Source organism: Achromobacter sp. NPDC058515, from assembly GCF_042721735.1.
Taxonomy (GTDB): domain Bacteria; phylum Pseudomonadota; class Gammaproteobacteria; order Burkholderiales; family Burkholderiaceae_B; genus Achromobacter.
Window position 1 is genome coordinate 46392 of sequence record NZ_JBHXNI010000022.1, and the last position, 12356, is coordinate 58747.

The 12356-nt window shown below is 65.2% G+C and carries 10 protein-coding genes; 2 read left to right on the top strand and 8 right to left on the bottom strand.

Annotated elements, in window-relative coordinates; translation table 11 throughout:
• Positions 1-25: 25 nt before the first annotated feature.
• The 4 genes from ACFWP0_RS27630 to ACFWP0_RS27645 form a co-directional block, all read right to left on the bottom strand.
• On the bottom strand, positions 26-976 hold the full coding sequence (locus tag ACFWP0_RS27630; RefSeq protein WP_377847691.1) for a hypothetical protein: 951 nt from the start codon (positions 974-976) through the stop codon (positions 26-28).
• Positions 973-3801 carry a toxin VasX gene (locus ACFWP0_RS27635; protein WP_377847693.1) on the bottom strand — a complete coding sequence of 943 codons (2829 nt, stop codon included), beginning with the start codon at positions 3799-3801 and terminating at the stop codon, positions 973-975. Before ACFWP0_RS27635 ends, ACFWP0_RS27630 begins: the two co-directional genes overlap by 4 nt.
• An 18-nt stretch (positions 3802-3819) precedes the next feature.
• Positions 3820-4749, bottom strand: a complete 930-nt coding sequence (locus tag ACFWP0_RS27640; RefSeq protein WP_377847695.1) for a DUF4123 domain-containing protein — start codon at positions 4747-4749, stop codon at positions 3820-3822.
• Between the two features lie 295 nt (positions 4750-5044).
• The gene (locus ACFWP0_RS27645; protein ID WP_377847697.1) at positions 5045-6181 is read right to left on the bottom strand and encodes a pyridoxal-phosphate dependent enzyme; all 1137 of its coding nucleotides are present in this window, start codon (positions 6179-6181) and stop codon (positions 5045-5047) included.
• 98 nt (positions 6182-6279) lie between these two features.
• Here ACFWP0_RS27645 and ACFWP0_RS27650 point away from each other — a divergent pair, with 98 nt between their 5' ends.
• On the top strand, positions 6280-7191 hold the full coding sequence (locus ACFWP0_RS27650; protein WP_377847699.1) for a LysR family transcriptional regulator: 912 nt from the start codon (positions 6280-6282) through the stop codon (positions 7189-7191).
• A 7-nt stretch (positions 7192-7198) separates the two neighbouring features.
• On the opposite strand, the gene ACFWP0_RS27655 is transcribed toward ACFWP0_RS27650, so the two are convergent.
• Entirely contained in the window at positions 7199-8605 is a 1407-nt protein-coding gene (locus ACFWP0_RS27655) for an amino acid permease (RefSeq protein ID WP_377847700.1), read from the bottom strand.
• A 79-nt stretch (positions 8606-8684) separates the two neighbouring features.
• Positions 8685-9935, bottom strand: coding sequence for a kynureninase (gene kynU / locus ACFWP0_RS27660; protein ID WP_377847702.1), 1251 nt, complete (start codon positions 9933-9935; stop codon positions 8685-8687).
• Positions 9936-10074: 139 nt separating this feature from the next.
• On the opposite strand from kynU, the gene ACFWP0_RS27665 reads away from it, so the two are divergent.
• Complete coding sequence (locus ACFWP0_RS27665) at positions 10075-10548, top strand: Lrp/AsnC family transcriptional regulator (protein WP_377847704.1); 474 nt, start codon at positions 10075-10077, stop codon at positions 10546-10548.
• 4 nt (positions 10549-10552) lie between these two features.
• On the opposite strand, the gene ACFWP0_RS27670 is transcribed toward ACFWP0_RS27665, so the two are convergent.
• Positions 10553-11182, bottom strand: a complete 630-nt coding sequence (locus ACFWP0_RS27670; RefSeq protein ID WP_377847705.1) for a hemolysin III family protein — start codon at positions 11180-11182, stop codon at positions 10553-10555.
• 85 nt (positions 11183-11267) lie between these two features.
• Entirely contained in the window at positions 11268-12353 is a 1086-nt protein-coding gene (locus tag ACFWP0_RS27675; protein ID WP_377847745.1) for a P1 family peptidase, read from the bottom strand.
• Positions 12354-12356 lie beyond the last annotated feature (3 nt).

A 12356-nucleotide genomic window follows, 5' to 3' on the forward strand; every position in this document is an offset into this window, starting at 1 on the left:
GCGGCTGCTGCGTTAGGAGAACGCGTCATGGCTCTATGCGCTCTCCGTTGACCCGAATGACTGGCTGGCGCTTTTCCGCAAAGCCGCAAAGCTCGTCGATTTCCTTCGGAAACTTCCTATAGGGCACGTTGTACTGCAGGAATGCCTCGACGCTGTCTGGAAAGGCGCTGATGAGCAATCCCACTATCCAGAGCGGAATGGTTATGGGAGCCCAAAGCTTGCCATGAGGCTTGACAAGCGTCTCGCTCAAGCTCGCGTACCACTCGCGATATGGCTTGAATGTCTCCTGCTTGCGACTCAGGCGCGGCGGAATCGGCAGCGGCTCGGGTAGGCCGCCTGGGCCATGAGCCATGAAGGCTTGCAGGTACGACCACAGCGAGCGGGCCGAGCGGTCGCCACCAAAAGTGCCTAAATTGCCGCATGCTGCACAGATTTCGGTCGGGGGATCCAGCGCATGATCGATCCCGAACAAGTACAGCGGATGGCGGCTTGCGTAGCCGCTGGCGGATATGATGGGGATAAAGCCAGCAACGGCCTCAAGCTTGTCCCAATCCAATACGTGAAGGCGCTTTCCGTTGGGATAGATGAAATACAGTTTGCGGGTTCCTCGATGGATGCGGATGAAGGCGCCGCGGCAACGGTGCGCGCCGCTGGCAAAATAGAACAAGAAAGCAATGCAGGTTAGAGCCGGAGCAGTAATAAGCATGTTAATCGCAAACTCGTAAGTTAAACCCTCCCATCCGACCGTCCACATCATGGCTAGCAACGCGATAAGCGTGATGATCGCGGACATGCCGATATAGCCGGCCACGCCCCTTTGAGTGAAATTTGCGTAGGTCTCAAGCTCCACGCATGACTCGTTGACACGTCGAACACCATCGGGCTGGGCCGGCTCACCTGTGACGTGGTTGTGATAGAGCGGAGTGCCGCCAAAGCGCACGCTGCGCGGTAGACGCTTTACGGTGTCTGCTGTCATTGGGGCGGCCTTACCGGTTCAAGTTTCGTGATGTCGATAGGATCGGATAGTAGGCCCCCCGATGAAAAAACCAACTGTGCCGGCGCGCCGGGCTGCGCTACAGCAAGTCCAAGGGATTGCTCGAAATCGGGAAAGAAGAGGTACTCCAGCCCGACCTCCGTATCCTCGTGCATGCTGATGGCCCACCCGCATTCGTTGCCGGTATACCCCAATGAAGTGACCAGACATTCGCGGTCATAGTCAACCGGGCTAGTGCCACTAGCATGCAGGACGGGGCCGTCGGTACGGGCAAGAACTTTCCCGTGCCGGCTGAAGGTCAGCTTAGTTTGAAAGCGATCACCAGGCGAATCATCAACGCCGGGCAATTGGCAATGGATGCGCAGGGTGCCCACATCACGGCCCCTAGCATTGATCCACTCCGCACTGAAACGTGGGCGGTAATAGAGCCCATGGACGGCGTCCAGTTCTTCGCGCTTCGTGTAATGCCGGCTATTTACTCCCCAAATACTGTGCTTGAGCCAAATTTCCACGGGGCCGTGTCTGGTCATATCCGTTCCAATGACAAAGGCAATCCCGAGCCCGAGCGCCACGAGCCCTACAATGGCCCACCCTCCGGCCGAGAGACCCAGGACTAAGGCTACTGTTCCGCCGTTAGCTATAGTAGACACTGCCGCCGTTCCTCCTCCCCACGTCGACAGCGCTATCACGCCGCCTGCGATGGCAGAGCCCAGGTACATGCCAGCCTGTTCAAGATTACTATCTTGAACCGCATAACCTGCCCGAACGGCATCTGCGGCAGCGGCTATTCCGACACCGCCAGCACCAAAGAGCGCTACCCCATACTTGGCGCGCAGCACGTGTGCCCATGTTGCCAATGCGGCATTACCGCGTGTTCCGGCGCTCATCACGATAGCCGCTGCACCAATTTCTATACCGGCTCCAACAAGAGCACTCACCGCTCCGACATTGCTGAAAAAGTTCTGAGGATTTTTTCCGTTTTGCGTATTGAAGTTCTTCCAAGCATCCGCAAGCCCCTTCAATGCCAAAAATCCCCCCAGCCCCGTAAAAAAATGCCCCGCAGGCGCGCGCATTCGTCCCATCATGCTGGAAAACAAATTCCCTTCCGCATGAACAGGCCGTGCGGGCGGAAGCGCTGGACGCTCAGCCGGCGCGCCATCTAGTTCACGATACGTTGTCTCGCCGATCTTGACCCAGTCGTAAACCAGCACGCGAGCAGTTGCAGCCGTCTGCCCGACCCGGGGCGCAGGCAGTTTCCAGCCACGCAGCCGCTCTTCACCCAAGGCCTGGTGGCCCTGGAACTCGTATGCGGCGCGCAGCAGTTCCGGCAGGCTTACGTCATACCTGACTATCGTGGCATTGAATCGGATCTCCAGCACATGGCGAAGCCGCCGCACGAGTATGTCCGCCTGCTTGGATTGCGGCAACGCCTGCAGCAAGCCGATCAGGGCATTGGTGGCGGGCGTCGCCGCGTGTTCCTCCAGATACTTGTCGAGGACATCGAAAAGGTTCTTCGCGATATCGCCTACCTTTTCCTGCAAACGCGCAATCAGAATCTTGCTGCCATTCGCCAGCGCGAGCCAATAAGGACTCTGCGAAGGCGGCATCGCTACCAGGTCGCTCAGCGCCTGCTGCCCCTCCTGCGTGTGCACCAAACCGCCTATGCAGTTGAAAACCGCCTGTTCGTATGCCCGCGCGTTATGCAGGGAGGCCAGATCGAAACAACTCAGCGCCTTGCCAAGCAGGCGGGGCGCTTCAATCAACAATACCCACGCCTTCACGTCCTGCACGGCTGCGGCTATGGCTGCGTCAAACTTCCCGATCTCCCTGGCGTAGACATGGGCAAAGCTGACTGCGCCCGCATGGTCCACCAACCTGCGTTGCTTGGCGACCGCCTTGGCCAAATCCGGAGAACGTTGCGCGCCTTTTTCCGCCGTCTGGAAGTAGTTGGCGATGAGCTGCCCGCTCAGCAGCTTATGCGCGTTGTCGGCCGCATACCTGGTCTTCCGCTTTACCGCATCGGTCGCCAGGTAGTGGAGCTCGCTTGCGACGCCTATCGGATCTTGCAGAACCACCGCCAATGGCGTGACGCTCTTGAACGGAAGCAGCGCGATGTACATGGCTCCGGCGATGTGGGTATCGGCCGGCTCGTTCTCCGTGAACTGGATCTCGCTCCAGGGATACGGCCGCGCCGCGTAGCGCGTGGCGGGCGGCGCGAGTTCAGGGCAAGCGTTGGCCAACGTCGTGGCCGCAAGCACATTGGCCTGCCCGGCGCCGCCGGCCGGCTTGAGTGTGGTGGCCAGCTTGTCGCGCAGGCCGTTTTGATTTGTCTCGATGCGCCAGAGCGTTCGGTGAGTCAGCACCGTGTCGCTAACCAGCAGGTGGACTGTGTCCGCGATCTCTGTCTGCGGCGCGAGCAGGTAGCTTTTGGAGCCCGCCTCGTCGGGGCGCGAGAGGCGCCCCGGCGCCAAATCGTCATCGTCTTCCTTGCGCCACCAAATACGGGCGAATCGCACCCTTTGGGTGACCTGATAATGCTGCGTCCACATCCGGCCGTGTCGGAAATAGAACAAGTAGACGTAGCTTCCCGGACGCAGCACGCGGGGCCCGTAGGCCTTTCCGCTTCTTAGCGCCGGATAGCCGGCCGTGCCGAGCGTCGGGTAGAGCTTGGCATCCGCGGCATAGGCGCTCACGCCATACCGAAGCGGATAAACGGGTACGCCACGCTCGCAGGGCGGCGGAGAAATGGCTTTTCCAGCACGCTTTTCGCTGGGATGATCCGGACTCAGTGCCTTCTTGTAGTTCATATGCCTTCCGGTTTTGCTTTACGGCGTCAAGCCTGCAAGTTCCGCCAGCCGCGACTCCGCATCAAGCAGGCGCTGCCTGCCCGCGACCTCCCGCCGGACCAAAATGGCCTTTAAATCGGTGTCCTTGGCAAAGAAATCTTGCGGGTACTGGAATCTGAGCGCCATGTAGTGGCGTATGTCGCGCTCGGTGGAAAACGCCAGCTGGTGTTGCGCCTCGTGCGCAAACGTCGCCATATGCGCGACCAGCAGCGGCTGGCTTTCGGCGTTGGCGTACTCTGGAAACCGCCGGTTGAATTCACGCTCGACGTCACGCATGAACCATGCATAGCTCGCTTGATCCAGCGCCTCTTCGTCCACTACCGTCAATACCGGAGAGCCGCCAAGCTCTTCACCGCCGTCGCTCGCGCGTGGGTTCTGGGCGGTCAACCACTCCCCTTCTCGTTTGTCGCCGGCGTACCAGATAAGGCGCTCCATCGGGCCGAAGATCTCCGCCATGCGACTAGGCCCCAGCCCTTCACAAAGCTCTTCAAGCTGCCGCACGGCGTGCAAGCTGAAGGAAACCGGCTGGCCATCGGGCCCGACCAGTTGATGCAGGCCCTTCAAATGGCCGGCCAGCGTGTCGGCGTCGTCCGGCCCCAGCAAAACCAGGCCGGCCTGCTGCGGGAGCCAATGGTCCAGGGCATGGACGAACAGCGGCTCATCAAGCGGAACGATCAACGGCCCTTGCCTGTATCCCGGCGCGCCATATTCCATGGCTGTATCGCGCCACACCCACCGGTAGTCGAATCTCTTGGTGAAGGCGCGCACCTCGCTTTCCAGCGCTTCGCTATGCGCGCCGTTCAGGCAAAGCCAGGGGCGCGGCCCTTGCTGCAATGCCGGCCAGTCGATGCTTGGAAGCGCGCGTACCACTTGCCGCAGCCACTGCTGGGCGCCTGGGAGTTCGTTCATCGGACCTATTCCTTACCGCAGGGCTGGGCTCGCTGGAGATTCCAGCGGCGATCCAGAAGATTCAGGCCAGCATGCTGCCTAGGAATAGGGAATAGAAAAATCAGAAATTTCTTAAAGCGTCCCCGAAACTTCCTCTTTGGGTGTGGCGGCGCCACACGTCTGTCCGATCCGTTGACGGCGGCAGGGCCCTGGGGGACGCGGAGCTGATCGGGTCCGCCCCTTGCACCGAAGAAAGGAACCGGAAATTACGAGCCGTGGCGGCTTTTCAGCCGCCGCCGCGGCCTGACGCCCCGGCTCAGGCCGGCGCCGAAAACAGGTCCGTCATGAACTGCGTGGACTTGATGCCGGTGCCGGTCAGCAGCACCACGGTGCGTTCGCCTGACTTGATCGCGCGGCGCGCCTCCAGCACGTCCAGCGCGGCGGCAGCCGTGGCGCTGGTGGGCTCCGCATAAAGGCCGGACGCGGCCAGCTTCCTTACCGCCGCCACGATGTCGGCCTCGGGCACCGCGACGGTCTGGCCGCCGCTGGCGCGCACTGCCTGCAAGACCTCGCGCAGGCGCACGGGGTGCTTGATGGCCGTGCCTTCGGCGACGGTGGGCAGCACCTCGCGGGGAACCAGTTCCTCCACGCCCGCCTGAAAACTGGCGTCCACCGGCGAACAGTTCAGCGGCTGCGCCACGAACAGCCTGGGCAGGCGGCTGATCTGCCCGGCGGCCAGCAGTTCGGCGAATCCGATCGCGCATCCCAGCACATTGCTGCCGGCGCCCGCCGGGATCACCACGTTGTCGGGCTCCTGGAAACCGAAGTCTTCCCACATCTCGTAGGCGATGGACTTGGTGCCCTGCAAGAAGAACGGCTGCCAGTTGTGGCTGGCATAGAAGATGTCTTTCGACGCGCGGATGGCCTCGGTCTGCGAATTCTCGCGCGGGCCTTCCACCAGGCGCACGTCCGCGCCGAAAGCCCGGATCTGCGCCACCTTGGCGGTGGACGTGTAGGCGGGCGCAAAAATGGCGACGCCCATGCCCGCCGCCGCTCCGAACGCGGCGATCGCCGCGCCGCCGTTGCCCGAGCTGTCCTCGGCCACCGCCGGGATGCCGATCTGGCGCAGCCACGACAGCATGACGGCCGCGCCGCGGTCCTTGAAGCTGCACGTGGGGTTGAACCATTCCAGCTTGAAGTGCGGCCGCAAGCCGCCCCAGGCGCGCTCCACCATCGGCGTGCCGCCCTCGCCCATCGACACGGGACGGGCGATGTCGCGCGGCAAGGCGGCGCGGTAGCGCCATATCGAGCGCGCGCGGGTATCGATGTCGTCGCGCGAAATCCCGCGCAGCGGCGAGATCATCAGCGGCGTTTGCGCGTCGGAACACCAGCGCGGGTCGTCGAGCGGGTAACGGGCGCCGGTCAGGGGGTCCAGGTAATGGGGGTTGGGCATGGTGCGTAGTGAAAAAATCGGGGAAACGCCCAGTCTACGCGGGCCGCCCCGCCCGTCGTTGCAATATCATGTTGCGGTAAACGCAATGGAGATTCCGCATGGAACGTGGCGCGCTGTGGGAGTACCAGGTGTTCTGCGCCGTCGCCGAACGCCAGAGCTTCGTGGCGGCCGCGCGCGCCCTGGGCGCCTCGCCCAGCGCCGTCACGCGCGCCGTGCAATCGCTGGAGCGGCAGGTGGGCGCGCAGCTGCTCTTGCGCAGCAAGAGCAGCGTGGTGCTGACCCCGCAGGGCGAAAGCTATTTCCAGTCCGCCCGCGAGCTGCTGCGGCTGGAGGAACAGGCCCGCGACGATCTGCAAGGCGCGCAGGGCGGCGCCCAGGGCCGCCTGCGCTTTTCGGCGCCCGACCTGCTGGGCGTGGCGTTGCTGCCCGCGGTGCTGCGCCGCTACGCGGACGAGCATCCGGGCGTCAGCATCGACATCCTCTATACCGACAAGTGGGTGGACCCGATAGAAGAGAGCCTGGACTTTGCGGTGCGCGGCGGTTTTCCGGCTTCCAGCGACCTGCTGGGCGCCCGCCTGTGGCCCTATGACCGGCTGCTGTGCGCCAGCCCCGACTACGTGGCGCGCATGGGCCTGCCGCAGGAGCCCGAGGAATTGATGGCGCATCGCCTGCTCATGCACACCGGTCCGCGCGTGCTGAAGGACTGGCATCTGCGCCAGGACAAGCGCATCGTCCGGCTGCGCGCCAAGCCGGCCGTGCGCGTCAGCAGCGGCAGCGGCCTGATGGCAATGGTCCTGCAAGGCATGGGCATCGCCCGTCTGGCGGACTGGGCCGCCCAGCCGCAGATCGAGCGCGGCGCGCTGGTGCGCGTGTGTCCCGCCTACACGGTGACCTCGGCGCAAGGCGCCGCGCCGCAGATGCACGCGGTGTACGCGTCGCGTTCCCTGCCGGCGCGCGCCCGCGCGATGCTGGCCGCGATCCGGCAGTGCGCCGGCGGGCAGGCGCGCTAGGACCCGTTCAGGTGCGTTGTTCTCGCGCGTTCAGGGCCACGGCTACACCGCGCTTCCTGAACAGCAAGAAATACAGCCCCGCCAGGATAAGCAGGAACGGCACGCCGAACACCAGCGTCATCCGGAAGACGCTGGTGAAGTACGTAGTGGCCAGGATGGCCAGCATCGCCGCCGCGCCCAGCAGGGTCAGCACCGGAAAGCCCGGCATCCGGAACGACAGCCGCGCCCCGCCTTCCCGCGCCCAGCGGCGGCGGAAGAAATAGTGCGTCACGAAGATCATCATCCAGGTGAACAGCGCGCCGAACATCGAGATGGCCATCATCAGTGTGAACGCGGTCTCGGGATACAGCACGTTCAGGACCGTGGCGATGGCGATTCCGCTGGTGGACAGCAGCAAGGCATTCAGCGGCGTGCCGCTGCGGTTCAGCCGGCCGAACGCCGACGGCGCATGGCCCGCGCGCGACAGGCTGAACATCATGCGCGTCGTGATGTATAGCTGGCTGTTCATGGCCGACAGCGCGGCCACCAGCACGATGAAGTTGATGACGCCCGCCGCGCCCGGGATCTCCAGCGCCTGCATCACTTTGACGAACGGGCTGCCTCCCTTGCCCGCTTCGTCCCACGGCACGATGGCCAGGATCAGCGCCAGCGTCAGCAGGTAGAAAACGACCAGCCGGACGATGGTGGCGCGAAACGCCTGCTTGACCGCGCGTTCCGGATCCTCGGCCTCGCCCGCCGCCACCGCGATCATCTCCACGCTCAGGTAGCTGAAGATCGAGATCACCACCGCGATCCACATGCCCCACACGCCGTTCGGGAAGAAGCCGCCGCGCGAGGTGTACAGCGCCGCGCCGTACTGCGGATTGCCCCAGACCACATAGGCGCCCAGGATGATGAAGGCCACGATGGCGCTGATCTTGATGGTCGAGAACCAGTATTCGATCGTGCCGAAGGCCTTGACGCTCATCGCATTGATGAGGATCAGCGCGGCCGAGAACACGCACACCCATTGCCAGCCCGGCACGCCGGGAAACCAGAACCGCATGTACTCGGCGATCGCCGTGACCTCGGTGCCGACCGCCAGCACCACGCAGGACCAATAGGCGTACCGCACCAGGAAGCCCGCCAGCGGGCCGATGTAGTGCTCGGCATACGCGCCGAACGAGCCCGAGGTGGAATGCGCCACGGTCATTTCCGCCAGGCAGGCCATCAGCAGCAGCGTGATCAGCCCGCCGATGGCGTAGCTGATCAGCACGCTGGGCCCCGCGAACCCGATGGCGAACTTGCTGCCCAGGAACAGCCCCGTGCCGATGGCCCCGCCGATGGCGATCATGCTCATCTGGCCTGAGGTCAGGCGCCGCTTGAGCCCCTGCTCGCGTTCGGCGATCTCGCCGAACCCCTTCTGTTGTTGCATTGTCTCCTCCCTGTGCTGCGCTCTCTTGATGGATGTAAGGCTCGTATGGCCTGCGCGATAAGGCAACGCCTGTCCGGCGTCAGGTCACGGCGGACCGGTGCCTGAACTCGGGCTTGTCCCAGGCTCGGCTGTCCAGCACGTCCTTCAGGATATCGACGGCGTCCCAGACGTCGGCGTAGCCGAAGTACAGCGGCGTCAGGCCAAAGCGCAGCACCTCGGGTTCGCGGTAGTCGCCGATCACGCCGCGCGCGATCAGCGCCTGCATCACCTCGAAACCGTTGGGATGGCGAAAGCTCACGTGGCTGCCGCGCTCCGCGTGGCTGCGCGGCGTCACGAGCGTCAGGGGATGGTCCGCGCAGCGCGATTCGACCAGCGCGATGAACAGGTCGCCCAGCGCCAGCGACTTCTTGCGCACGTCGGCCATGTCGGCGGCATGCGCCACGTCCAGGCCGCATTCGACCAGCGACAGCGACACGATAGGCTGGGTGCCGCACAGGTAGCGGCGGATGCCGCCCGCGGGCTCGTAGGCCACGGCCATGTCGAAGGGCCGCGTGTGGCCCCACCAGCCGGACAGCGGCTGCCAGAAGTCCTGGGTGTGGCGCGGCGCCACCCAGATGAAGGCGGGCGATCCGGGGCCGCCATTCAGATACTTATAGGTGCAGCCCACGGCGAAATCGGCGTCGGCCCCGTTCAGGTCCACCGGCACCGCGCCCGCCGCGTGCGCCAAGTCCCAGATGGCCAGCGCGCCGCGTTCGTGCGCCGTCGCGGTCACGGCGGCCATGTCGTGCATCTGGCCGCTGCGGTAGTTCACGTGCGACAGCAGCATCACGGCGACGGAGTCGTCCAGCGCCTTGTCCAGCGGCAGGTCGTCGTCGATCAGGCGCATCTCGTAGCCCTGCTGCAGCAGGTCGATCATGCCCTGGATCATGTAGAGGTCCGTGGGAAAGTTGTCGCGCTCGGACAGGATGACGCGGCGGGCCGGCTGCTTCTGCTGCTGGATGCGCAGCGCGGCGGCCAGCGCCTTGAAGATGTTCAGGGACGTGGTGTCGGTGATGACCAGTTCGCCCTCGCGCGCGCCCAGCAGGCTGCCCAGCTTGTCGCCCAGGCGCGCCGGCAGCTCGAACCAGCCCGCCGTGTTCCAGCTCCGGATCAGGCCCGTGGCCCATTCCTGGGTGATCACGCCGGCGGCGCGGGCGGCGGCGGTCTTGGGCATCACGCCCAATGAATTGCCGTCCATGTAGAGCACGCCGGGCGGGAGGTCGAAGCGGTCTTTCAGGGCGGCCAGGGGGTCCTGGCGGTCGGCGTTCACGCAGGCTTCGCGGGTGTTCATGATCAGTTCCTTCAGGCAATATCCTGCGTACATACTATCAGCGTGGCCAGGCCGATAAATTGCAAAAGCAGGCGTGACTTACCCTGGATTTCCGCATTAAATTGCATGGATATCATTTTTTTAGAATTGGATTGCAGCCATGCAGATCGACGCCATAGACCGCCGCATTCTTTGCCGCCTGCAGGAAAACGGCCACCTGAGCAATCAGGACCTGGCCGAGCAGGTGGCGCTGTCGCCTTCGGCATGCCTGCGGCGGGTGCGCGCGCTGGAAGAAAGCGGACTGATCCAGAACTACCGGGCGGTGCTGGACGCCGAAAAGCTGGGCTTTGAGCTGGAGGCTATCGTCCACGTGTCGCTGGACCAGTCGCGGGCCGGCTGGCACGAGGAATTCCTGGCCGGCATCGCCCTGCACGACGAGATCACCGAAGCCAGCATCGTGACCGGCGCGTCCAACTACATCCTGACGGTGCGCACGCGCAACCTGACGGCGTTCTCGCAATTCGTCGAGGACAAGCTCAGCAAGCTGCCCGGCGTGCGCGACCTGTGCTCGCATATCGTCATGCGCAAAGTGAAGAACCGGGGCGGCATGCTGCCGCTGGCAAGCTGGCGCTAGCGGCTCAGGCCGCCGCGTGCTGCAGGAAGCCGAACACCGTGACGAAGTGGCAGGCCGTGCCGGCCATGACGAACAGGTGCCAGATGCCGTGCGCGTGGCGCCAGCGCTTGTCGTTCACGTAGAACAGCGTGCCGGCGGTGTAGATGGCGGCCCCGGCCAGCAGCCAGCTCAGTCCGGCCGTGGACAAGGCGCCCGCGATCGGCGCGGCGAACATCACGCCCAGCCAGCCCATGGCCAGGTACAGCGGCAGGGCCGGCGCGGCCCCGCGCGCCCACCACAGCTCGCGGCCGATGCCGGCGAATGCCAGCAGCCAGATCGCCACCCCCATGGCGGCGCCCCAGCCGTGGTCCACCGGCCCGAACGCCAGCGGCGTGTAGGTGCCTGCGATCAGCAGGTAGATGGCGCAGTGGTCGGCCTTGGCCCACAGGGCCTTGCGGCGCCCCCGGCTGCAGTGGAACAGGGCCGACGAGGCATACACGGCGATCATCGACGCGGCGAACACGGCGCAGCCGACGATCTGCCGCGTCGCCACCTGCAGTTCGGCGGCGCGCGTGATCAATGCGCCGGACGCCAGCACCGCCATCGCCAGGCCGGCCAGATGCGTCACGCCGTTGAATCGTTCGCCTTCCTGCATACGCGCTCCCGCCCCGGCTACGCGCCGGCGTCTGCCATGATGGCCCGCTTGTGTGACAGCGCCGGGTCAGCCGGCGGCCGGCGCGTCAGGCGATGAAGTCCACAGCGGCCGGATAGCCCTGCACCGCGCGCGCCGCCAGGATGGCGCGCTGCACCGCGATGGCCATGGCTTCGGCCGCCATCACGCCCAGCAGCATCACGTTGGCGGGCTTGCCCGAGGCGCCCGTGCCCAATGCGAAGATCGTATCGCCGTCGAGCATGGTGTGGATAGGGTTGATCGTACGGGCCAGGCCGTCATGGGCCATGCCGGCGATCTTCTGGGCCTGCGCCTTGGTCAGCTTCGCGTCCGTGGCGACGACGCCGATGGTGGTGGCGGTGCCCTCGCGCATGGACTTGGGCAGGTCCCCGGCCAGGATGGCGGCGCGGGTGTCGAGCAGCATTTTGCCGTCCGGAGTGCGCGCCCCGGCCAGGATGCGCCCGGTGGACGGGTCCAGCACGTCGCCGACCGCGTTGACCGCCACGATGGCGCCGACCGTCACGCCCGCCACCGTGAGCGATGCGCTGCCGATGCCGCCCTTCATGGCGCGCTTGGGGCCATACAGCTTGCCGACCGTGGCGCCCGCCCCAGCGCCCACGTTGCCTTCCTCCGGCGTGCCGGTGGTGGCCGACTTGCAGGCCTGGTAGCCCGCGGCGGCATCCGGCCTGATGGACGCGTCGCCCACGCCCAGGTCGAACAGGATCGCCGAGGGCACGATGGGCACGTGCGCCACGCCGACGTCGAAGCCGATCTTCCTTTCTTCCAGATAGCGCATGACGCCGCTCGCGGCGTCCAGGCCGAACGCGCTGCCGCCCGACAGCACGACGGCATGCACTTTTTCCACCATGTTCACGGGATTGAGCAGGTCGGTTTCGCGGGTGCCGGGCGCCGCGCCGCGGACATCGACCCCGCCCGTGGCGCCGTCCTCGGCAATGATGACCGTGCACCCGGTGGGGCGGCGCGTATCGGTGTAGTGGCCCACGCGCAGGCCCGCCACGTCGGTGATCCCGCCCCCGCCCGGCATCGCCCGCAAGCCGTTGGCGCCCTGGGCGGGCATCGCGCCCGCCGCCGCCGCGCCCGCGGCCACCATCATGAACGCACGCCTGTTCCATTGCTGTTCCACACCCGTCTCCATCAA